Below are 21,733 nucleotides of genomic sequence, written 5' to 3' on the forward strand. Positions count from 1 at the left end.
CATGAACCCCAGCCCCCATACGCCCGGACACGCCCGCAAGGTTCCATGGGGAGCCTTCTGGCGGCTCGTGCTGATCCAGGCGCAGAATTCCTTTAATGAAAAGGGGGCGCAATTCCTGCTCATTCCCCTGGGCGTCTGGCTGTACGGCACGCAGGGAGACCTGGAATACCCGCTTGGGGCCATCATCGTGCTGCCCTTCATCCTGTTTTCCCCGTTCGTCGGCTGGCTCTCGGACCGTTTCTGCAAGGCGCGCATCATCCAGTCCATGGCGCTGCTCCAGATCTGCGTGCTGGCGGGCATGTACTGGAGCCTGCGTACCCATAACCTGGACGGGGCCATCCTGTGGTTCTGCGTCTTTGCCGTGCAGGCCACCATCTTCAGCCCGTCCAAGAAGGGCATCGTCAAGGACATCGTGGGCACCTCCCGCATGGGGTTCGCCAGCGGCATTGTGGAAATGGCTTCCATCCTCAGCCTGCTCATCGGCCAGATCGGCGTTTTCGTCTGGTTCCGCTACCTGCTGGAGCCTTCCACGGATACCGTCTGGCACCACTGGCTGGGGGAAGGCTTCTTCCAGTGGTTTGACGCCTGGCTGAAACCCTCCGGCCTCAACGACGGCTGGTATGCCGCCTCCTTCCCCTGCCTGGTGTTCCTGCTGATGGCCGTTCCCGTGGCGATTTCCAGCTTCTACCTGCCCCGGTACGCTCCGGAGGGTTTCCGGCCCTTCTCCTGGTCCCTGTTTTACGAACACTTCCACCAACTGGGCAAGCTGTGGAAAAACCGCAACCTGCGCGTCAGCGAGATGGGCATCGGCTACTTCTGGTTCTTCGGCGGCACGATCATGCTGATGACCATCCAGATGGCCAAGGAAATCTCCGGCGGCAGCGACGATTTCAGCTCCGTGGGAGCCGTGCTGATGGCCTGGATGAGCGGAGGAACCGTGCTGGGGGGCATCCTGGCCTCCCTGATCTGCCGCCGCCACATCCGGATGAACGTCTCCGTGGCGGGAGGCGCGCTGATGGCGCTGAGCTGCGTGGCCCTCTCTACGGTCTCCATGACTTCCACGGTCTTTTATGCCCTGCTGATGGCGGCGGGCATCTCCGCCGCACTGTTCCTGGTGCCGCTGAACGCCTTCTTCCAGGACCGGGCGGACAACGACAAGCGCGGGGACATGATTGCCGCCGGCAACCTGGTGGACTGCGTGCTGGGACTGATGGCCGTCGGATTCCAATACGCCATGATGCTGGTGATTCCCCCCTCCTGGCAATTCGTCGTCATGGGAATCCTGAGCCTCGGCATGGCGTGGGTGATCTTCCGTTTTTCCCGCGTGGCGCCGGGCGCAAGATAAAATGTACTGGCAATCAGGCAGTAATCTTTAAAAATCCTCCTTTTAAAGAAAAACCTTTCCCTCCTTCCGCGCACCCTGCGCCATTCTCCCGTCAGGGCGCGCGATTTACTTGCAAACCCGCTTTTATTCGGGCAACATAGGGGGGAAAACAAGAAGCCATGAAAAAGTATCTTACCCTTCTGTTGTGCTCCCTGTGCGCCCTGGCGGGCTTCACCGCCTCTGCAGCATCCACCGCCAGCCTCAAAGACGTCAATATCGTCATCTCCACCACCAAGGGGGACATTGAACTGGCCCTTTACCCCTCCAAGGCGCCCGTCACCGTAGCCAATTTCCTGAACCTCATCAACAGGGGCTACTACAAGGGAATCTCCTTCCACCGCGTGATTCCGGACTTCATGATCCAGGGCGGCGACCCCACCGGCACGGGCATGGGAGGCCCCGGCTACAGCTTTGAAGACGAGTTTTCCCCGGACCTCAAGCATGACGGCCCCGGCGTGCTTTCCATGGCGAACGCGGGACCCGGCACCAACGGCTCCCAATTCTTCATCACCCACGTTGCCACGCCTCATCTGGACGGCCGCCATACGGTCTTCGGGAAGGTGCTGAAAGGCCAGGCCATCGTCAACTCCATCGTCCGGGGAGACAAGATCAAGGACATCCGCATTCTGGACAAGAACGCCGCGGCCGCCGTGCTGAAGGCGGAAGCCGCCCGCGTGGCCCAGTGGAACAAGGCGCTGGACGCCGCCAAATAAACCGGGAGCAATCAACGGCATGAATATTCTCAGGCGGTTCATCAACCAGGTCTTCACTCCGCAGAAAGTGGAGGCCACGCCGGAGAACGTCGCCAAATGGGAAAAAAAAGCGCCCGGATGGACCATCCGCTGCAACCGCTGCGGCCTGGAGGAACCCTTCGGGAAATACGGCATCCTTTACAAATCGGCAGGCAGGAAAAGGAACTTTGCCCGCTGTCCCCGCTGCCGCAAATGGTCGTGGCTCGTCATTTCCAGAAAAACGGCGTGAAACAACCCCGTATTCATCATCAAGCGACTCTAAAAATCCATCCACCAACCATTCATTTTTATGAAAACACTCATTAAAAACGCACGCATCATCTCCCCCGGCATTGACCTGCCCGGGGCTGCCGTGGAAATCGAAGGCAAGACCATCACCGCCGTCTATCCCGCCGGGAGCGAACTCCCCGCCGCAGACAAGGTGGTGGATGCGGAAGGCCGCATGCTCCTTCCCGGTTTCATTGACATCCACAGCCACGGCGCCGGCGGCTGCGACACCTGCGACGCCAAGCTGGAAAGCCTCCGCACCATTGCGGAATGCAAGATGAAGGAAGGCGTCACCTCCTGGCTGCCGACCACCCTCACCCTGTCTCCCAAGGTGCTGGAAGACGTGTGCGCCTCCGTGGCGGAATACATGAAGAACCAGGAATTCGCCAAGACGCCCGGCATCCATCTGGAAGGGCCGTTCATCAATCCCAAGTGCTGCGGCGCGCAGAATCCCGCCTTTGTCCGCCAGCCGGACTATGATGAAGTAGCCAACCTGAACTCCATCGCCAAGGTTCTGCTGGTCTCCCTGGCGCCGGAAATGCCCGGAGCCGTGGAATTCATTGAAAAAGCTACGGCCAGCGGCATCCGCTGCTCCGCCGGGCACAGCGCGGCCACCCATGCGGACTTCAACAAGGCGAAATCCGCGGGCCTGGTGCACCTGACCCACTACTGCAACCAGATGTCCCCCCTGCACCACCGTGAAATCGGCCTGGTGGGCTCCGGCCTGCTGGACAGGGAAATCAAGATTGAAATCATCTGCGACACCATCCACCTCTGCGCGGACATGCTCAAGACCGTGTTCAAGAACAAGGAAACGGACCAGATGATGATGATTACGGATTCCCTGGCCTGCTCCTGGATGCCGGACGGCCCCGGAGACCTGGGCGGCCTGCCCATCATCGTGAAGGACGGCGTGGCGCGCCTGCAGGAATCCGGCGCGCTGGCCGGCAGCACCCTCAAATACGCCCACGGCCTGAAAAACGTGCACCGCCTGACCGGCAAGCCCCTCAGCGACCTGGTGAAGGCCACCTCCTGGAACCAGGCGCAGTCCCTGGGCCTGGAAGACCTGGGCAAAATCGCCCCCGGCTTCACGGCGGACATGGTTCTGCTGGACGATGACTTCAACACCTGCAAGGTGTTCATCGACGGCGTGGAAAAATACAGCGCGTAACCGCGCGCCCGCGCGCCGGACGGGACGGAAACCCTTCCGGCGCGCCATCCCCCTCTTACCGTATTCCAACGTTCAACATTCACCTCCATGGCTATTACCATTGAAATGCCCCGCCTGTCCGACTCCATGCACGAAGGAATCGTCCTGAGATGGGTCAAAAAGATAGGAGACTTCGTAGAAGTCGGCGACCATCTGGCCGACATCGAGACGGACAAGGCCCACGTGGAACTCCAGGCATGCGAGGACGGAACCCTGATGGAAATCCTGGTGCCGGAAGGCGGTTCCGCCGCGGTGGGCGCTCCCATTGCGCTGCTTCAGTCGGAATTCGGCGCCGCCTCCTGTGACTGCCCTCCTTGCCCGCCCGTCAAATGCAGCCCGCTGGCCGCCAGGCTGGCCGCGGAAGCCGGGCTGAACGCCGGAACCCTGCGCGGCACCGGACCACGCGGCAAGATCATGGCCGCGGACGTGCGCGCCTCCATACGCCCCGCAGACGGCCCCGCCCGCCGGGTGCAGACCCCGCTGGCGCCCCGGGACACGCGCCACGCCACGCGCGTGGATAATTTCTACCTGTACTCCCTGGAGGCGAACATGGCCTACCTGGCCGCCATCAGCACGCCCATCGCCGTCCAGTGCGAAAAACTCATCGGCGGCCGCTACAGCCTCTTTGACTACGTGGTGCGCGCCGCGGTGAAAGCGTGCATCAGCGAGCCGGAATGGCTGGCGGGAGACTCCGCCGCAGAACTGCTCATGGTGCTGGACAAGGGGGAAAAATACGTCTTTATTGAAAACGCCTCCGGCAAGACGATTTACAACATCGCCATGGAACGGCTGGCCGCCCCCGCGGCAGGGCCGCCCCCCGCGGGCAGCATCACGCCCAACATCCTGCTGTGCGACAGCGGCGTGAACGTGGAAGCCCAGCGCACCGTGCTCCCGGAAATGCCCCACAGCATCATCAGCATCGGCGGCACCACGCCGAAAACGGGCATAGAAGCGGGACGCCCCGTGTCCAAGCTCATCCTGCCCGTCACCCTGTACGTGAACGCCAACATCCTGCCGGAATGCAAGGCGTCCAGAATTGCCGCCGAATTCAAGACGCTGCTGGAAAATCCGGTCCTGCTTCTCCTGTAGGGCTGCCGGCATCCTGCCCCCTTTTCCTTGAACGTTCCATTCCCTCCCCTTGTCTCATTAACCATGAAAAAAGTCGCCATTCTTGCCGCCCCCGGATTTGAAGAAATAGAACTCATGGCCCCGCTGGACATCCTGCGCCGCCTGAACTTTGACGTGCAGCTGGCCGGCGTGCAGTCTGACAAGGTGGTCAGCACCCATGACGTGACCGTCACCACGGACACCATGCTGGACAAGCTCCATGCGGACAAGCTGGACGCCCTGATCCTGCCCGGCGGCGCAGGCGCCTGGGTGCTCCGTGATACGCCGGAAGTCATCCATCTGGTCAAGAAGATGCATGCCGCGGGCAAGCTGGTGGCCGCCATCTGCGCCGCCCCCATCGTCCTGGCGAAAGCCGGCCTGGTCAAGGACAAGAATGTCACGGCCTACCCGGCCCAGGACGTCTACCGGGAACTCAACGAAGCCGGAGCCCACATCGTCAAGGATGAAAACGTGGTTCTGGACGGCAACATGCTCACCGCCAACGGCCCCGGAGCCGCCATGCTCTTCGGCTACTGCATCGGGGAATACCTGGGAGAAGACCTCCAGGTAGCCCAGCTCAAGGAGCAGATGTGCTACACGGGCCTGTAGGATTCCGGAAAGCATTCCGGCTCCTTCACGGTCTCATACCATACCAAAAAACCGAGGGAAGAAGGGTTTTCCATCTCACCTCGCCAGGTGCCTTTTCAGGGTATAATAAGCCCCCCGGCGTCCTTTGCGGGATGACATCAGGCGGGCACGCAGGGAAGAAAAGAAATTGCCCTGGAGGGGGTAGTCCAGCAGAAGGCGGCAGAACGCCTGGTCCCACCGGTCCAGCCGGGAGAGGGCTTTCTCCGCGCCCACCAGTTCCAGCCATTTTTTCCACCCGGACAGGAGGGTTTCCCGGTCTTCCGGCGACGCCTTGAAGAAGGCCCCTTCTTTCATGATGAAGTGCCTGCGGATGAATTCCATGTAGTAGTCCACCAGCCCGAAGACGGCGGGGGAATCCAGCAGGCCGTGCCGCTGCCAGAAACGGGCCACCCGGTCCATGCCCAGCAGGTCCATGCGGAAGTCGCCCAGCAGCAAGTCCCGTCCATACGTGGCGGAGCCGGGACGTTCCCTGCGGTAATGGTAAAAACGGTCCGACAGGGTCCGGAGCCGGGGTGCGAAGGGCAGCAGCATCAGCAGGAAGGCCAGATCCTCCCCTTCCTTCAAGCCCACCACAAAACGGAGGGAATGTTCTTCCACCAGGCTTCTGCGGACCAGTTTGTTGTACACGGGACCCACGCACCGGCACCAGGCGGAACCGCGGCGGAATTGCTCCACCCGTTCCTCCGGATAAAATTCATCATCCGGGGACCAGCCGCCCTCATGGACGGCCACACCGTCTTTTTCCACGAATTCCCGGCAACCGCACACCACGACGTCCGCATCATTCTTTTCAGCGGCGCCAAGCAGGCGCGAGAACATCCTCCGGTCCACCCGGTCATCCGGGTCCACAAAGCCCACGTATTTTCCCTCCGCGGCATCCAGCCCGGCATTCCGGGCCGCGGACACTCCGGCGTTGGACTGGCTGATAACCCGGAGGCGATTGTCTTTTTCCCGCCACCTGTACAGAAGCTCCAGCGTCCCGTCCGTGGAGCCGTCATCCACGCAGATGATTTCCATGGGACCCAGCGTCTGCTCCGCCAGGCCGGACATGCATTCGTCCACGTAGGGCGCTACGTTGTAACAGGGGACAATGACGGAAACGGCGGTTTTCATGATAATCCGGATAACAGGAGCTTAAGACGGTGGTACCGCCCTTTTCTTCCGCTGCATGCCGACATCAGGGTACTGTGAAGACGAGCGCCGGGACCGAGCTTTACCGGTTCCGCACCCAGCAGGCGGCAGAACGCGCGGTCCCACTTGTTCAGGCCTGCAAAGCCGGGCCCGATTTCCACGCCTTTCAACCATTTGCGGTAACGCGCCGCCAGTTCCCTGCGTTCCTCTTCATCCAGCCGCCGGAAGATTTCCTCTGCAGAGGTGACGTGAGCCAGCAGATAACGCTTCATGATATGGGCCAGCCAGCCCTGCCTGACGGCAGATTCCAGCCAGCCGATTTTTTCCCAGTAGGCCGTCACATATTCCAGACGGTCCATGTTCATGGAGTAAAACCATCCGTCCCGGTCCCAAACGTCGGAAAGGGATCCGGCCCTTTTCCTGCGGTAAAAGTATAATTGATCCGGAATGACCGCCAGACGAGAGGCGTGGGGAAGCGCCGTCAGCCAGAAAATGTCATCTTCCCCGCCGCGAAACCCCGGTTTCATGCGCAGGCCGTTTTCTTCAAAAAAGGAACGCCTGTACACCTTGTTCCATACCACCACGTCCATCCGGAGCCACACGGACTCACCGCTGAAACAGGATTTTTTGGCATCAGGTTCAAATCCGGGTTCCGGCGCGTGCCCGGCGTCTTCCATCACCGTGCCGTCTTCTTCGGAAAAGGAGGTATATCCGCAGGCCGCCACCTCCGCACCATGCCGCTGCGCGGTTTCCACCAGCCGGGCATACATGGAGGTATCCACGTAATCATCCGGATCCACAAAGCCGATGTATTCACCCGCCGCCGCATCCAGCCCCGCATTGCGCGCGGAAAAGGCGCCCTCGTTTTCCTGGTGAATCACCCGGATGCGGGCGTCCTTTTCAGCCCATCCGCGCAGCACGTCCGGCGTATCGTCCGTGGAGCCGTCGTTGACGCAGATGATTTCCAGGTCTTCCCAGGTCTGCCGGACCAGGCTTTCCAGGCATTCATCCAGATAAGGAGCAACGTTGTAGCAGGGCAAAATAATGGAAACAGTACCATCCATAGAGAAATCGGGAGTATCATTCAGTTTTTCATGGGAAAAACCAGCGGAAACCATGATTCATGATGCCCGCGCCTTTTCCCGCAACGGCTACCTTACTTCAACACGGGCGTTCCCGCAAGCCCCAACGATGCGCAGAATGTTAAGAACCAGTCCGCCGGGAAGCTATTTCCCACCGCCGCAAGAGGAAAGCTTCCCTTTAAGCCTGTAGTAACGTCCCCGCCGTCCGCGGCAGCGGGAGAGAAGCTTCCACCACGCACGGGACAGGAAGCCGGGATGTTCCGGCGGAGAAGCCAGCATCCGGCACAGCGCAAAGTCCCATTTGCCGAGAGTCCGGAACGCCTCCGCTTCCCCCGCCAGGGCAAACCATTCCCGGCATTTGCCGCGCAGGCGCCCCCATTCCTCTTCACTCAACTGCGGCAGGGGCTGCCCCGGATTCAGCAGCCGGACCAGAAGATAATGCCTCAGAGCCCGGAGTACCCAGCCGCGCTCCAGGCCGGATTCCAGCCAGCCGCATTTTTTCCAGTACGCCGTGGCATGCAGCAGGCGTTCCGCCACCAGCAGAAGGGGGCGGTCCTGTTCTTCCAGCATCTGGGAGACGGAACCGCGCCTCCGGCGGCGGTACCAGTACAGACGGTCCGGAATGACGGCCAGGCAGGAGGCATGAGCCAGCGCCATCAGCCATAACACGTCGTCCTCCATGGACCGGAACGAGGTTTCAAAACGCAGGCCGTGCCGGTTCAGAAAATCCCTCCGGTACAGTTTGTTGCACGTCACCACGTCCATCCGCTCCCAAACGGAACCCGCGCGGGCCATACTTGACTGCACTTCCTTTTCCACGCCCGCAGCGGGGGACCAGCTCAATTCCTCCAGCACGGAACCGTCACCGTCGGAAAAACTGGTGTAACCGCAAGCCGTGACGTCCGCGCCATGCCTGCGGGATTCCTCCACCAGACGGGCATACATGGCATGCTCCACATAGTCGTCCGGGTCCACAAAGCCCACATATTCACCCGCAGCCGTATCCATCCCGACGTTGCGCGCGGAGGCCTGCCCTCCATTTTCACGGTGAATGACGCGGATGCGGCCATCCCTCCGCGCCCACGCATCCAGAAGCGCCGGGGTAGCGTCCGTGGAACCGTCGTTCACACAGATGATTTCAAGGTCCTGCAAGCTCTGGTTCACCAGGCTTTCCAGGCACTCCTCCACATACGGAGCTACGTTATAACAGGGAACGACGATGGAAACGGACATGGGGCGTCAGGAATGGTTTTTTTCTCCGGCGGAAGCCAGGAGCAAGCGAAGAGCGGAATAGCGCCCTCGGCGCCCCCTGCGGAGGGAAAGACGCTTCCACCAGCGGCGGCGCAGCCAGCCGGGACGTTCCGCAGGCTGTTCCAGCAGGCGGCAGAAGGACGTTTCCCATTTGTCCAGGCCCCGCAACCGGTCCGCCCCTCCCACCAGGGAGAACCATTCCCGGAATTTTCCGTGCAGCCGGGTCCATTCCTCCGCATTCAGGCGCGGAAGCGGCTTGTGCGCCGGCACCAGATGCACCAGCAGGTAGTACCACAGGGCGTGCAGAACCCAGCCGCGTTCCAGGCCGGATTCCAGCCAGCCGCATTTTTTCCAGTACGCCGTGGCATATAGAAGGCGGTCCGCCACAAGAGGCAGCGGACAACCTTCTTCCTCCCATGGCAGGGAAATAGCCCCTTCTCTCTGGCGGCGGTACCAATAGAGCCGGTCCGGAATGACCGCCAGACGGGAGGCGTGGGCCAGCACCATCAGCCAGAAGGCATCGTCCTCCCCCTGCCTGAAGCGGGGCTCAAAGCGGAGGCCGTTCCTTTCCAGGAATTCCCTCTTGTAAAGCTTGTTCCATGCCACGGCGGCCATCCTTCTCCATACGGCATTTTCCTGAAAAACGCATGCCTGTACATTCTCTTCCACTCCTTCTTCCGGTGACAGGCTCCATTTTTCCAGTATGGAACCGTCACGGTCGGAAAAACCGGTATAGCCGCAGGCCGTCACATCCGCATCACTCCTGCGGGCTTTTTCCAGCAGGCGGCCATACATGGAGTGTTCTACGTAATCATCCGGGTCCACAAAGCCGATATATTCCCCGCCAGCCAGGGCCATGCCGGTATTGCGCGCCGCAGAAAGACCGCCGTTTTCCCGGTCCACCACCCGGATGCGGCCATCCCTTTCAGCCCATGCGCGCAGGATGGCTGGGGTATCGTCCCCGGAACCGTCATTCACGCAAATGATCTCAAGGTCCCCCAGCGTCTGGAGAGTTAGGCTTTCCATGCATTTATCCAGATAAGGAGCTACATTATAACAGGGGACGATGATGGAAACAGCCGCGCTCATACCAAGAAAACCCTATGTAAACGGATTTCAAATCCGGGGTCAAGGGCCGATTTTCATACCAAGGAGCTTACGTTGCGTGGCCCTTCCTCGAGGGGAAACCGTTTTCCCCCGGAAAAAGCCTTCCGGAATTACGCAACGGAAACCTGGACCGCGGCAAGCCTCTCAGCCGTTGAAATGCATGCATTCCGTCAGGACGCACTGGCTTTCAGGAAAGAGAGTTCGCTGCCTCACGGTTTGGCTTCCGGAAGCCGCAAGCGTTTACGGCACTCCAAACGGTACGGGAATCATTCCATATTAATCCATGACGGATTTGAAATTCGTATGATGCCCAAACAAAATATGAGCGTTTTCACCGCCGGGAATGTCCCATGCAGAGAATAACGGAACGCCGGAACAGGGATGCCCGTTTTCCCTGTTTCAACAGCTCTTCCGGTATTCATCTCCGCCATGAAAAACAAGACCTTTCTCCCAACTATCTTTATACCGGAATTCCCGGCAGGCACCGGAAACGCTTTCAGCTTTTCCCATTCTTCTTCATGACCTGTTGAATTCCTTTTATGCCGACTATCTCTCCCTTATCCGGCATGGCGGAACCTCCCGTTTCCGTCATGTTCGCCGTCACTTCCTCCTGGCTCATCCCGCTGGCCGTGGCGATACGCTCCCTTTGCGTGCATTCCGATCCGCGGCGGAATTATGAACTCTACATCGTTCATCATGGATTGGAGGAAGAGCAGATGAAGGAACTGGGAAAAGCCGTTTCCGGCTATCCCCGCGTCTCGCTGGGGTTTTGCAGGCTTCCGGAGAGGCTGCTTCGCATTCTGCAGCACAGGGATTGCGGACGGTTCTCCCCTCTCACGTATGGACGCCTGCTGGCCGCCGCCCTGTTCCCCCGGCACGACAGGGTGGTTTACCTGGACGTGGACGTGCTGCTGAATGGAGACGTGGCCGAACTTTACGATGCGGACCTGCACGGCGCGCCGATAGGCGCCGTCCGGGACTGCGCCGTCCTGCAAAGCATCAGTACGGGCCGCCTTCCCGACCATCTGGAATACATCAGCGGCATGGGGGTAACGAATCCGCGCCTGTACTGCAATACCGGGGTCATGGTCATGGACCTGGTCCAGATGAGGGAGCAGGAAACGGAAGACAGGCTGCTGAGGCTGCTTGAGGCCCATCCGGATTCCTTTCCGTACGTGGACCAGGACATTATCAACATTGTCTTTCACGGCCGCATTGCTCCGCTGCCCCTCCGCTGGAATTACCACTTCCAGTTTGAGCTGCACCATGCGGGAATGGCGGACCTCATCTCCGGCACCGAGTTTGAAGAAGCCCCGGCCCTGTTTGAAAGCCGTTCCTGGAAGCTTTTCCACCTGGTGGGTGATTACAAGCCGTGGCTGCCGCCGGATATGGAAAAAATCTACCATCGCCTGTATCTCGCCCTCTGGTGGCCCCTTGCCCGGCAAACTCCGGCTTTCCGCAGGGAGCTGCGCGCCCTGTACCGGCAATTCACGCACGCCTTTCGTTCCCGGCTGCGCCACCACCAATGGAGCCTCCCCGTCTCTCCGGGCCGGAATTTCCGGAAACGCCGGGAGAAAATCAAAACCCTTTAACGCCAACTGGCCGTGTTTGACGGCTCATGGCCCTGATTCCATCCCATCCTTTAACATCATGCCCTCCTCCCTTTCCGCCGCACCGCCCACAGCCTTCCATGCTGCCGCTGCGCCTCCTGCCATAGACGTCATGTTTGCCGTCACCTCCGCCTGGACCGTGTGCCTGGCCGTCACCCTGCATTCCCTGGCACGCCATTCCAACCCGGAACGGAACTACAGGCTGTGGGTGGTCCATGACGGGCTGGAAGAAGAAAACATGCAGGAACTGGACAAGGCCGTTTCCGGTTATCCGAACGCAACCCTTCAGTTCATGACCATTCCCGGCAAGCTGGAACAGATGCTGCGCCGGAGGGACGTGAAACGCTTTTCCGCCCTGGCCTACGCGCGCCTGCTGGCACCCAGCCTGTTCCCCCGGCATTCCCGGATTGTCTATCTGGATGCGGATACGGTCCTGAATGCGGACGTAGCGGAGCTTTACGATACGGACCTCTGCGGGGCGGCCGTGGGCGCCGTACGGGATACGGCGGTGCTGAGCAGCCTGGTAGCGGGGTATCCGCGGCGCCAGCTCCGGAAACTTCAACCTTTGGGCCTGCACGATCCCTTCCACTATTTCAACTCCGGCGTGCTGGTCCTGGACCTGGACCGAATGAGGGAGGAGGATGCGGAAGTCCGCCTGCTCCACGTCATTGAAGAACACAATGAGCTCCTGGAACATCCGGACCAGGACGCGCTGAATATCGTCTTCCACCGGCAGATTTTTCCGCTGCCTGTTGAATGGAACTACCATTTCCAATTTGAACTGGGGAAAAACGGACTGGAAGAGGCCTGCGCAGGCACGGAATTCGCCGGGGTTTCCAACATCCACGCCACCTGCTCCTGGAAGCTTTTCCACATGATCGGCTCCAAAAAGCCCTGGCTGTTCCCGGAAAAATCAGAGGAATACATCGTGTCTGCGGCCGTCTGGTGGAAGCCGGCCATGGAAACGGCCTCCCTTCGGCCCCATCTGTCCCAATTGCTGGAGGAATTCACGCAATGGACGCGACGGCAATTGCGCCACAATCAATGGCACCTGCCGTTCTCCTTCGGGAACGGCTTCCGGAAACGCAAGGCCAGAATCAACCTGCTGAAACGCCTGCTGCGCGTCTTTGAAGGCGTATAGCCCCGCCGGCGGCAACAGGCGTTCGAGAAGAGCCGCAGTCTCCAATCACTCCGGCAGTTTGATGATTTCCCCCGTTTTAGGTTCCCGGTCTTTCAGAGCCGGATTCAGGCGGATAATTTCCCCGGCGCGCTTTCCGTCCTTCAACCGGCTTTCAGCGATGGACGCCCGGGTTTCCCCGGCCTTCACCTGGTAATCCCGAGCTCCTTCTGCCGGGCACGCCTGTACGTACGCCACTTTCCCCACATCCACCACCTGGTCCCGGCCATTCAGGCGGAATACCAGCGTTTTCCGCTTTTCCTGCGGACGGCCGTAATCCGTGTACACTTCCGCGTACAGGGTAACGGGAGCCAGCATTTTCTGCGACCGGGTGCCGTAATAATGCGTCTGGACCAGATAGGGACCGGGAAGAGCCTTGCGCACCAGGTATTCTTCCGGCCCGTAGCCCTGCGTCACGTCACGGGACAAATGGCCGCCATGAGTGGTCAGCCGATGGGAGTAATAGCATTTTTCTCCGGTGATGTCCGTGACCCAAAGGTCCATGTCAGACGCATCCGTGTCCCAGTTGATGACCACGCGCAAATCAGCCTCCACCGGCTGGAGAAAGGCAGGGTCCAGCCCCCCGGTATCCAGCTTCACTCCCGCCGCCCTGCTCCGGGAAACAAGCCGGTTCAGTTCCACCAGCACAATCTGCTCCACGCCGGTGAAGCGGCGCGGCATCGGGCGTTCCAGCACCTCCCGGTACATGTCGAACGCCTTTTGGGCTTCCCCCAGTTCATCCAGCACCAGCGCCAGATCCCGGTAGGACTGGGGTTCTTCCGGAAACAGCGTTTTTACGGTTTCAAAAATGAACCTGGCCTGCCGGAGTTCTCCCATGTAACGCAGCTTGTAGCCCAGCATGCGCAGCAGGGAACGGTTTTCCAGTTCCAGCTCCGCCAGGTTGGACAGAATCTGGACAGCCAGCGCCTTGTCCCCCTTCCCGGCAAACCAGTCAGAGCAGTCCATGTAAAAACCGGGGCTGTCCCCATACTTTTCCTTGAGTTTCATATAGACCGCAAAAGGCCGGTCAGCCGCATCCAGAGCCGCCAGATACGGAGCCTTGGAGTCCCACGCCTTCACGTTTATGACGGGGGAAGAACCGGCATCCTGTTCCCGCGCCTTTAGTCCATTTAATGTTTCTCCCCCTCCCAGGAACAGGGACCCTACCACCTTTTGATTTTCCGGAGCGGAATTCTCGTTCCCCAGCAGATCCGGGGAGGCGGAGTCCGGAGAACTCCCGGCTTCTGCATTAAAACTTCCGGACGCCCTGATGACAGCACCGGAATCTCCGGATATATTGTTACCTTGAACTATAACAGGCGCCGGAGCGGATTCCCCCGAATTTTCTTCCTCCGGAGAGGATCCGGCCGGACGCTCCCAGAGAGAATCCACTTCCGCCAGCATGGCGCTTCTTCTTTCATCATAAGCGGCGGAGTAATAGGCAGTTTTTCTGCGGGCCACAGTCTCCGCACCCCTTCTTGCCGAAACATTTTCCGGAGCCTTTTCCAATATCCTGTTAAACAGGGAAAGGGCCTTATCGTAATCCCCAAGGTCATAAAAGCCGTAGGCCAGGCGGAGGCTTCCCGCTATGTCCGCAGGCTCCCTGTCCAGTTCCCTGTTCAAGTTTGCTCTTGCCTCAGCCAGCTCCCTGTCACGGGCAGCGTTTTCCCCAGAGGTTTTTTCAGCCTGTGCTTCTTTTTCCCGGAGGCGCCTTTCCATGACCGTGACGCCCTTCAAGGCCGTCCGGTTATTACGCTCATCCTTCAATACTTTCCGGTAGATTTCCAGCGCCTCCCGGTCATTGCCCCGGCACGTATGAATCAAGGCCTGTTTCAACCGGTCATCTTTCAAGACGCTTTCCATCTCTTCCGGATTGAAAAATTCCTTTGCGTACCATTTCTGCATTTCTTTCCAGGAAGCAAGGCACGCTTTCAAGCGGTTTAATCTTGCGGTCTCTTCAGCCATGTCCTCCTTCCGTTCGCGTTTCAGCATCCTCTTGTCATATTCCGCCCGCAATTCTGAAGCGGAAGCGGGAGGACGCACACCATATTTCAGGTATTGCTCCAGGGAGTCCAGCACCAGCAGAGAGGTACCGGGCGTCACGATTCCATATTCCATTCCCAGGTTCCCCACAGCTTCATCCCTAACGGCAGAGGGTGGACGGCAGAGAAGTTCCTGGAGCCTTGCCTGGGCATACAAGGCCCTCAGCATGGTTCCGGGCGTCCCCCCGGAGGCATCCGCCGCCACGGGAATTTCCACTCCGGCAACCTCCACCGTCCCGCGGTAGGAACCCGGCTCCAGTTCCGCCAGCAAAAGGACGGAATCCGATGGCATTCCAGGAATTTCATACCTTGAAAACGTCCTCCAGGGCATATTCCCCCTGTCAATAATGTATCGGATGGAAATTTCTCCCCTGACGAGGCGCTCCATCGCCTGCTCCGCCGTTTGACTGGCCAGGTCGATCACAGGAATGCCCATCCGGATGAACGTATTCGCATCCTTGCGCGGTGTCACCATCAGGGCGAAGGTTTTAGCGGAGCTAGTCCCCCGCTTTTCCGGCACGGAGCTGAAATTGATAAATCCATCACTGACAACCAGGCAGTCCGACGCCCCGGAACAAGCGCTCAGCTTTTCCCGAACAGCGCTCCAGTCACACGTGGCCCCGTCATAGTCCAGAGCCAGCAGTTCGCGGGCCAGCTCGTCCAGATTGTCCGGAGCGACCTCGAACGTTTTTGAAGGCATGATCCGGTCCCGGAAGACAGTCAGGTTGATGCGGGTTTGCCGCCCCTGCGTTCTGCCGCAAGCAAGATATCGTTTCAGAAAATCCAGGAATTTCCGGACATCCGCTCCTTTCATGGAACCGGAAGCGTCCCAAAGCAGCTCTATCGTGGGCGCAGCTTCCACGCCGCTCTTTCCGTCCGTCCGCTCAGGCCGGGGAATAATCACGGCGGCATAGTCCCTGCCGTCAAAGGACTCCACAAATACCTTCGCTCTCCCCGCATCTTTTCTCTGCGCACGCGGCAGGGAGATGAACAGGTCTTCCGTCAGGGACAGATCCTTCCATTCCTTTTCCGCCAGGAAGGCGCTGCGCCAATCCTTGAATTCCACGTTGTCCAGCGGGGAGGAAACGACAACGGGCTTCCGGCCGGCGAACACTTCCACCCTCAGCTTGAGGGAATCCAGTTTCTCCTTGAAATTCATTGGAAGCTGCAGGGACGGCGCTCCTGCGGCATCCACGGGAAGAACTGTGGAATAGCGCAGCCGCACAGTGCGGGTTCCTCCCGCAGGAATGGGATATACGCGCGTCTTGAACATGTTGCCGCCGGACCATTCCACCAGTCCGGGATCAACCTGTTTGCGCACCTCTTCTTCAAACGCCACGCGCGCCTTTTGCCTGGGTACCGGCACGCCATCCACCATGCGGCCGTTGATGTCCAGCGCATACCCCTGTACGATGGCTCCAGCCGGGAGAGGGTACACCAATTCCCCTTCCATCACACGCGTGTTGGGGTTGTGAAAAACCAGCGTCACTTCCGTTTCCGCCAGGAAATCCATCACGCGAGACTTGATTTCCGCCCGGGAAATGGAAACGGGGCTCTCATCCGCGCGGCATTCCACTTTCATGGAAGGAGGAGGGAGAACAACGGAACGCAAGGAAGCCGTCTGGGCCAGAGAAACGCAGCAGGCAAGAATGCACAGGCAGAGAGAATATGTAAATTTCATCATTCTAGGGGGGGTGGGGAGAGATGGAAAAAGGCGGGCTTTCCCATCTCCCTCCCTTCCTACCACAAGGCACAGTCCAGGGCAAACTATTTGTTGTAAACGGCTCCCGCATGATTGCCCGCAAAAGGGCCAATCCCCCGGGAGGAAAGGAATCTGCCCTTCCCCGTTCAAAAGTGGAACCTGACGGCGGCAAACCAGGTCCATCCGCTGAAGCACCTGGCGCCTTCCGGTGCTCCGCTGGTCGTCGTATATTCCCCCCCTGCCATCAATTTCAGCATGTCCGGGTCTTCCGGGAAAAAATAATAATTCAGGCCGAAGTAAAAGGAGTTCATCGTGCTGACCCATTTGGGATAGGTGGTCACCGCGGGAACATAGCGGGCGTACATTTTCACGGCGTCCCGCCCATGGGAGAGCTGGTAGCGGAACACGCCTTCCAGATGCGGGGAAAACCTGTAGGAAGGCAATACCGCCAGGCCGTAAACATTCTCTCCCAGAGAGGTCCCCACCACGCGGAAGCCGGACATGAGTTCCGTCACCATGGAAAATTTCCCCCGGGACATGACCCAGTCCACCGCCGCCACATCCCGGGCGCCAAGCCCGGAGTAATAGGAATCCTCCGGCAGGGAGCGCCCCGCGTAATGGGTGAAGTTGTGGGCATACGTCAGCCAGACGCGGCTTTTCTCCCCCGGCAGAAAGCCGCGGGCGTCCAGATGGACGGAGGCCTTGGCAAAGGCATTGTCCGCCGTATTAAACCTGATTTCATGCGCCAGGCTGTCGCTGGTGTCGTTCAGGAAGACGGAAGCCTCCCACCCCACGGGCACGTCCTGCCGCGGGTTTTCCAGCACAACGCCCCAACTGGAGATGGTCCCGAGCTGGTTGACCAGGTCGGACCGTTCCAGGGTCTTGAGTTCACTGGCCGTCTCCCGGAATTCCGCCGTCATCTTGGAGGTGATTTTCCCGACGCGCGCAAAGAAGGAGGGATTGACCTTGTATTTCAGGTAGAGTTCAAAGATGCTCCAGTCCGTCTTCGTTCTTCTCCAGCGGCCATCCTCCACCTTGTACATGCCGTCCAGCTCCCCCATGTTGGTCAAACTGTGCAGCGTCAGGCGGTTTTTGAAGAAAACGGCTTCAAACCCTATCTGGAGCCTCCGCCATTCGTTTTCCCTGCCATGAGAGCCCTTGCGGAACCGGTTGGCTCCGGAAGGGGAGACCTGAGCCCCCTGGTACTGCCCCGTCAGCAGCAGCTTGAACTGGTTCAGGAACTCCGCGTCCTTGTTGTCATAGAGATAGGGCATCTTCTTCAGACGGGAGTACAAGCCATCCTCCGCCGGATGGGAAGGAGCCCTTACGGAGGCTCCGGGGCCCGCAGGCCCGGACGCCTGCCATGCCGAACCTTCCGCCCATACAGAGCCGTACCCCCCAGCCAGCGCGATCAGGAAAAAACAGCATACGCGGGCAAACATGTCTCATGAAAAGACATGTTCCGGACTGCTACGTGTTGAAGGTATGCCGGAGGATGCCACGCATGCGGCCCAATGCTCCGGACCGGGTTAATGCGGCGTGTGGGGCTCCAGCATCTGCTGGCGTTCCCGTTCCTTGTCCTTGGCCAGGCGGCGGGCCTCCTTGGTCAGGTACTGCTGCAAACGGAAGGCTTTCTGGCCCTTTTTCCGAACGACGTGCTCGGAAGTGCCGTCAGGCAAAATATTGCAGGCCTGCACGTTGTCCCTGAAACAGGCGTCCAGGATGGATTTGAGGCGGCGCGCCAGCTTCCCGTTGGTGACGGGCACCATGAGCTCCACCCTCTTGTCCAGATTGCGGGTCATCCAGTCCGCGCTGGCGATGAAGAGCTGGTGATTGCCGCCGTGGTGGAAGAAGAAGATGCGCGCGTGCTCCAGATAGCGGTCCACAATGCTGACCACGCGGATCACCTTGCCGTTGGGCCGGGGGCCCGTTTTCAGGCAGCAGATGCCGCGCACGTTCAGTTCAATGTCCACCCCGGCGTCCGCGGCCCTGTACAGGGCGTCAATGATTTCCACATCCTGAAGGCTGTTCATCTTGGCGGAGATGCGAGCCGGTTCCCCCTGCCGCGCGCGCTCCGCCTCCCCTTCAATGAGTTCAATGAGGCGCGCCTTCATCAGCACCGGGGAGGGGTACAGCTTGCGGAAGCGCATGAGCTTGGTGCGTCCCGTTACGGAGTTGAAGAACTGGGAGGCGTCTGCCCCCAGCTGGTCGTCGCAGGTGAGGTAGGAAATGTCCGTGTAAATCTTGGCGGTTGTTTCATTGTAGTTCCCCGTGCCGAAGTGGCAGTAACGCCGCAGCATGCCCTGCTCCCGGCGCACCACCAGGCATATCTTGGCATGGGTTTTCAGGCCCTTGACGCCGTAGACCACCTGCACGCCGGAACGCTGCAGTTCCTCCGCCTTTTCCAGGTTGCGGGCTTCGTCAAACCGGGCTTTCAGTTCCACCAGCGCCGTCACTTGCTTGCCGCTTTCCGCCGCCTTTTTCAAGGCGGCTACGATGCGGGAGTTTTTGGCGGTCCGGTACAGGACCTGCTTGATGGCGATGACGTCCGGGTCTTCCGCGGCTTCCTCCACCAGGCGCAGGACGGGTTCAAAGCTTTCATAGGGATGGTTGAGCAGGATGTCTCCGTTGGCGATGTTTTCAAAGATGCTGACGGCAGGGTCCACGGAGGGTGACGGCTGCGGGGACCATTGCTCCACTTTCAATTGGTCATTGCCGGGGGCAAAGGCCATTTCCATGAAGTCGGAAAGCATCAGGGGGCCCTTGAGGTCATACGTTTCCTCCTTCCCCGCGCCGACGATCTGCATGATCCTGTCATGCAGGGGGACGGGAGCGGAGGATTCTATTTCCAGCCTCACGCATTCGGAGAATTTGCGGGCCACAAGCACTTCCTCCATTTCATCCGCCAGGTCCAGGGCGTCCTCCTCCTGCACGGCAATGTCCCCATTGCGCGTGACGCGGAATACCGCGGCGGAGAGAACGGTTTCACCGGGAAAAACGGTGCCGATGCATTCCCGGACCAGGTCCTCCAGCATCACGTAGCGTTCCGTTTCCGCAGAAGGGACGGGCACGCGCCGCGGCAGGCCGTCCGGCAGGGCCACCACGCTGGCGCGGACCTCCCCGGTTTCATTGTCCCGCAGTTCCACGCCCATCAGCAGCTTGAGGGACGGCAGCGCGGGAGCCTCCGGCGCATCCATGTCCAGCGGCGTCAGCAGCGGGAATATCTGGTTGTTGAAGTATTGCTCCAGCGTCAGCTTCTGGGAAGTGCTGAGGTCCTCCATGGCCAGCGGATTGATGCCGTTGATTTCCATCCACGGCAGGATTTCTTCATGAAACAGGCGGTACTGGTCCTCAATCATGCGGCCCACGCGGGTGCGGATGTCCTTGAGCTGGCGGGTTGGGGTCAGCCCGGAAATGTCCTTCACGCGGGAGCCGGAATGCCGCAGCATCTGGAGGCCGCCCACGCGCACCATGAAGAACTCGTCCAGGTTGGAGGCGGTAATAGCCAGGAACTTCAGGCGTTCCAGCAGGGGAAGGTCCGTTCTCACGGCCTGGTCCAGCACACGCTGGTTGAATTCCAGCCAGGAGAGCTCTCTGTTGATGTATTCGTTAGACATGGAGAAAATAAGGGATGGAAGTTTCTTGAATCGGCCTACCGCTGGGGCACCAGCACGACGTCATAACCGAAGATGTCCGCAAACAGGTCGCCCTTCAGCCGCAGCGCCAGGTCTTCCACGGCGGTTTCACGCACGCCCTGGAGCTCCAGCTCCAGCATCCGGCCCCGGATGCGCGCCCGGACGCCGTTCACGCGCTGGGCATGGCCGCGTTCCAGGGCGTCCGCCACGCGCAGGATGGCAGCCATCTTGGCTACGCGCATGCGGTCCGTCAGCTCCAGCTCCCCGTACATGGGGTCGGAATTGGCGGGCACCTCATGCCGGTGGTAGCGGGCCAGCAGGGCGATCGTTTCCACGTCGTCCCGGGAAAGGCCGAAGATTTCACTGTTCAGGATGATGTACTGGGAATGGAGCTGGTGGTCCTGCTGGCTGATGAAAGACCCCACCTCATGCAGGATGGAGGCCACCTCCAGCAGCAGCCGGTCGTGCTCGGAAAGGCGGTGCAGGTCCTGGAGCTGGTCAAACATTTCCATGCACAGGCGAGCCACATGCTCGCGGTGCCCCTTGTCCGCCTTGTACCTGTCCGCCAGAATCCCGGCGAAGTGGAGCACCTCCGCCTCCAGGTCCCCCGGATGCTGTTCCGCCCGGATCAGGCTGCTTGAGAATTCCTCGTCATAGCCGCTTCCGGGGATGATCACGTCATTCAGGTTCAGGCTGCGGGCAATCATCTCCGTCATCAGCACGGCGGGCAGAAGGGAATCCACCCCGGCAAAGTCCGCCCCGTAAACGTTCATGCGCTGCTCCAGGGTGGTGCGGGACATCCGTTCCGCTTCCGCCACCAGGGCGGAACACGCCACCTTGCCTTCCGGCGTGGGGTCCAGGCGGTCACGGAGCTGCTGCATCTCCTGGCCGATGACGATGAGCCCAGCGAGGCCCTTGACGCCGCCGTAATCCAGGCAAATCTGGTCTACCTGCCCGCGCATGTGCTCCCGCAGCAGGGAAAGTTCCGCCACATCGTCCCCGTATTCTATTTCTCCGACGGCCTCGCCCGTGCGGTGCGTCCCCAGCCGGTAGCAGGAATAGCGCACGATGCGCCCCTTCTGGAACAGGAGCACGCGGGTATTGCCCGGCCCCGTATGGACCACGAGCACCTTTTTCTTGCTGAATCCCGGGTATTGCGCCAGCGTTTCCTGCACCTTCACGTAAATGAGGCGCGTCATTTTGCCGTCGTCAATCCGGCGTCCCCGCAGGCCGTGGGCCACGTGCATGCGGTTGACGAACACGTCCACATTGTCCGCCTCGGAAATGATGTTGGAGATCATGAGCCGGACGGAAAGCCTGCTGCCGGTTCCGTATTCCTTGAGAATTTCCAGATAGTCTCCGATGATTTGCACGCAGCGGTCCATGGTATGCCGGGAAATGCGGTGGAAACGGAAGATGTCCCGCGCCATGGGCACGGGCTGCTGGAGAAAGTCCAGCAGGCGAATCCTGTCCTGAACCACCTCAGCCACCATCAGGCTCATGGAGCTCGGCCCCAGGTAGATCACCGCCTGCGTTGATAATTCCGAATCCTGAACCTGCTCGCCTTGAATCATTGCCATACCATGTATTGTTTCCCAGCCGTGGAGCAAGAATGGCGGCGTGACAAA

The 21,733-nt window shown here is 59.9% G+C and carries 16 protein-coding genes; 8 read left to right on the top strand and 8 right to left on the bottom strand.

What is annotated here, in order from left to right; all coding sequences use genetic code 11:
- Position 1 precedes the first annotated feature (1 nt).
- The 6 genes from HJW02_RS04700 (at position 2) to HJW02_RS04725 (ending at position 5,329) form a co-directional block, all read left to right on the top strand.
- The gene (locus tag HJW02_RS04700; RefSeq protein WP_022396921.1) at positions 2 to 1,345 is read left to right on the top strand and encodes an MFS transporter; all 1,344 of its coding nucleotides are present in this window, start codon (positions 2 to 4) and stop codon (positions 1,343 to 1,345) included.
- Between the two features lie 158 nt (positions 1,346 to 1,503).
- Positions 1,504 to 2,097 carry a peptidylprolyl isomerase gene (locus HJW02_RS04705; protein WP_022396922.1) on the top strand — a complete coding sequence of 198 codons (594 nt, stop codon included), beginning with the start codon at positions 1,504 to 1,506 and terminating at the stop codon, positions 2,095 to 2,097.
- 19 nt (positions 2,098 to 2,116) lie between these two features.
- Positions 2,117 to 2,365: a hypothetical protein gene (locus HJW02_RS04710; RefSeq protein WP_102721118.1), complete on the top strand. Its 249-nt coding sequence runs from the start codon at positions 2,117 to 2,119 to the stop codon at positions 2,363 to 2,365.
- Positions 2,366 to 2,425: 60 nt separating this feature from the next.
- Positions 2,426 to 3,574 (top strand): N-acetylglucosamine-6-phosphate deacetylase, encoded by a 1,149-nt coding sequence (nagA, locus tag HJW02_RS04715; RefSeq protein WP_102721117.1) that lies wholly within the window; start codon positions 2,426 to 2,428, stop codon positions 3,572 to 3,574.
- Between the two features lie 87 nt (positions 3,575 to 3,661).
- Positions 3,662 to 4,702, top strand: a complete 1,041-nt coding sequence (locus HJW02_RS04720; RefSeq protein ID WP_102721116.1) for a biotin/lipoyl-containing protein — start codon at positions 3,662 to 3,664, stop codon at positions 4,700 to 4,702.
- Positions 4,703 to 4,765: 63 nt separating this feature from the next.
- On the top strand, positions 4,766 to 5,329 hold the full coding sequence (locus tag HJW02_RS04725) for a DJ-1 family glyoxalase III (RefSeq protein WP_102721115.1): 564 nt from the start codon (positions 4,766 to 4,768) through the stop codon (positions 5,327 to 5,329).
- A 75-nt stretch (positions 5,330 to 5,404) separates the two neighbouring features.
- Here HJW02_RS04725 and HJW02_RS04730 read toward each other — a convergent pair whose 3' ends face one another.
- From HJW02_RS04730 to HJW02_RS04745, 4 genes are all read right to left on the bottom strand, one after another.
- Positions 5,405 to 6,481 carry a glycosyltransferase gene (locus HJW02_RS04730; protein ID WP_102721114.1) on the bottom strand — a complete coding sequence of 359 codons (1,077 nt, stop codon included), beginning with the start codon at positions 6,479 to 6,481 and terminating at the stop codon, positions 5,405 to 5,407.
- Positions 6,478 to 7,617, bottom strand: a complete 1,140-nt coding sequence (locus HJW02_RS04735) for a glycosyltransferase (RefSeq protein ID WP_102721113.1) — start codon at positions 7,615 to 7,617, stop codon at positions 6,478 to 6,480. The genes HJW02_RS04730 and HJW02_RS04735 overlap by 4 nt, the downstream gene beginning before the upstream one ends.
- Positions 7,618 to 7,725: 108 nt before the next feature.
- Positions 7,726 to 8,814, bottom strand: a complete 1,089-nt coding sequence (locus tag HJW02_RS04740; protein WP_102721112.1) for a glycosyltransferase family 2 protein — start codon at positions 8,812 to 8,814, stop codon at positions 7,726 to 7,728.
- Between the two features lie 6 nt (positions 8,815 to 8,820).
- On the bottom strand, positions 8,821 to 9,921 hold the full coding sequence (locus HJW02_RS04745; protein WP_102721111.1) for a glycosyltransferase: 1,101 nt from the start codon (positions 9,919 to 9,921) through the stop codon (positions 8,821 to 8,823).
- Between the two features lie 557 nt (positions 9,922 to 10,478).
- Between HJW02_RS04745 and HJW02_RS04750 the strand changes: the two genes are divergently transcribed.
- Both HJW02_RS04750 and HJW02_RS04755 read left to right on the top strand, forming a co-directional pair.
- Positions 10,479 to 11,531 carry a glycosyltransferase family 8 protein gene (locus tag HJW02_RS04750; RefSeq protein ID WP_208050605.1) on the top strand — a complete coding sequence of 351 codons (1,053 nt, stop codon included), beginning with the start codon at positions 10,479 to 10,481 and terminating at the stop codon, positions 11,529 to 11,531.
- Positions 11,532 to 11,589: 58 nt separating this feature from the next.
- Entirely contained in the window at positions 11,590 to 12,690 is a 1,101-nt protein-coding gene (locus HJW02_RS04755) for a glycosyltransferase family 8 protein (protein WP_208050606.1), read from the top strand.
- Positions 12,691 to 12,735: 45 nt separating this feature from the next.
- On the opposite strand, the gene HJW02_RS04760 is transcribed toward HJW02_RS04755, so the two are convergent.
- The 4 genes from HJW02_RS04760 to HJW02_RS04775 form a co-directional block, all read right to left on the bottom strand.
- Positions 12,736 to 16,452, bottom strand: a complete 3,717-nt coding sequence (locus tag HJW02_RS04760) for a VIT domain-containing protein (protein ID WP_180971113.1) — start codon at positions 16,450 to 16,452, stop codon at positions 12,736 to 12,738.
- Positions 16,453 to 16,616: 164 nt separating this feature from the next.
- On the bottom strand, positions 16,617 to 17,912 hold the full coding sequence (locus tag HJW02_RS04765; protein WP_022396886.1) for a hypothetical protein: 1,296 nt from the start codon (positions 17,910 to 17,912) through the stop codon (positions 16,617 to 16,619).
- A gap of 87 nt (positions 17,913 to 17,999) precedes the next feature.
- Positions 18,000 to 20,087: a polyphosphate kinase 1 gene (gene ppk1 / locus HJW02_RS04770; protein ID WP_046434442.1), complete on the bottom strand. Its 2,088-nt coding sequence runs from the start codon at positions 20,085 to 20,087 to the stop codon at positions 18,000 to 18,002.
- 35 nt (positions 20,088 to 20,122) lie between these two features.
- Positions 20,123 to 21,685, bottom strand: coding sequence for an HD domain-containing protein (locus tag HJW02_RS04775; RefSeq protein WP_102721107.1), 1,563 nt, complete (start codon positions 21,683 to 21,685; stop codon positions 20,123 to 20,125).
- Positions 21,686 to 21,733 lie beyond the last annotated feature (48 nt).

Source organism: Akkermansia sp. GGCC_0220 (assembly GCF_017566105.1).
Classification (GTDB): domain Bacteria; phylum Verrucomicrobiota; class Verrucomicrobiia; order Verrucomicrobiales; family Akkermansiaceae; genus Akkermansia; species Akkermansia massiliensis.

Coding starts and splice junctions, on each gene's coding strand:
- HJW02_RS04700 (WP_022396921.1), top strand. CDS start 2: ATGAACCCCAGCCCCCATACGCCCGGACACGCCCGCAAGGTTCCATGG.
- HJW02_RS04705 (WP_022396922.1), top strand. CDS start 1,504: ATGAAAAAGTATCTTACCCTTCTGTTGTGCTCCCTGTGCGCCCTGGCG.
- HJW02_RS04710 (WP_102721118.1), top strand. CDS start 2,117: ATGAATATTCTCAGGCGGTTCATCAACCAGGTCTTCACTCCGCAGAAA.
- nagA (WP_102721117.1), top strand. CDS start 2,426: ATGAAAACACTCATTAAAAACGCACGCATCATCTCCCCCGGCATTGAC.
- HJW02_RS04720 (WP_102721116.1), top strand. CDS start 3,662: ATGGCTATTACCATTGAAATGCCCCGCCTGTCCGACTCCATGCACGAA.
- HJW02_RS04725 (WP_102721115.1), top strand. CDS start 4,766: ATGAAAAAAGTCGCCATTCTTGCCGCCCCCGGATTTGAAGAAATAGAA.
- HJW02_RS04730 (WP_102721114.1), bottom strand. CDS start 6,481: ATGAAAACCGCCGTTTCCGTCATTGTCCCCTGTTACAACGTAGCGCCC.
- HJW02_RS04735 (WP_102721113.1), bottom strand. CDS start 7,617: ATGGTTTCCGCTGGTTTTTCCCATGAAAAACTGAATGATACTCCCGAT.
- HJW02_RS04740 (WP_102721112.1), bottom strand. CDS start 8,814: ATGTCCGTTTCCATCGTCGTTCCCTGTTATAACGTAGCTCCGTATGTG.
- HJW02_RS04745 (WP_102721111.1), bottom strand. CDS start 9,921: ATGAGCGCGGCTGTTTCCATCATCGTCCCCTGTTATAATGTAGCTCCT.
- HJW02_RS04750 (WP_208050605.1), top strand. CDS start 10,479: ATGCCGACTATCTCTCCCTTATCCGGCATGGCGGAACCTCCCGTTTCC.
- HJW02_RS04755 (WP_208050606.1), top strand. CDS start 11,590: ATGCCCTCCTCCCTTTCCGCCGCACCGCCCACAGCCTTCCATGCTGCC.
- HJW02_RS04760 (WP_180971113.1), bottom strand. CDS start 16,452: ATGATGAAATTTACATATTCTCTCTGCCTGTGCATTCTTGCCTGCTGC.
- HJW02_RS04765 (WP_022396886.1), bottom strand. CDS start 17,912: ATGTTTGCCCGCGTATGCTGTTTTTTCCTGATCGCGCTGGCTGGGGGG.
- ppk1 (WP_046434442.1), bottom strand. CDS start 20,087: ATGTCTAACGAATACATCAACAGAGAGCTCTCCTGGCTGGAATTCAAC.
- HJW02_RS04775 (WP_102721107.1), bottom strand. CDS start 21,685: ATGGCAATGATTCAAGGCGAGCAGGTTCAGGATTCGGAATTATCAACG.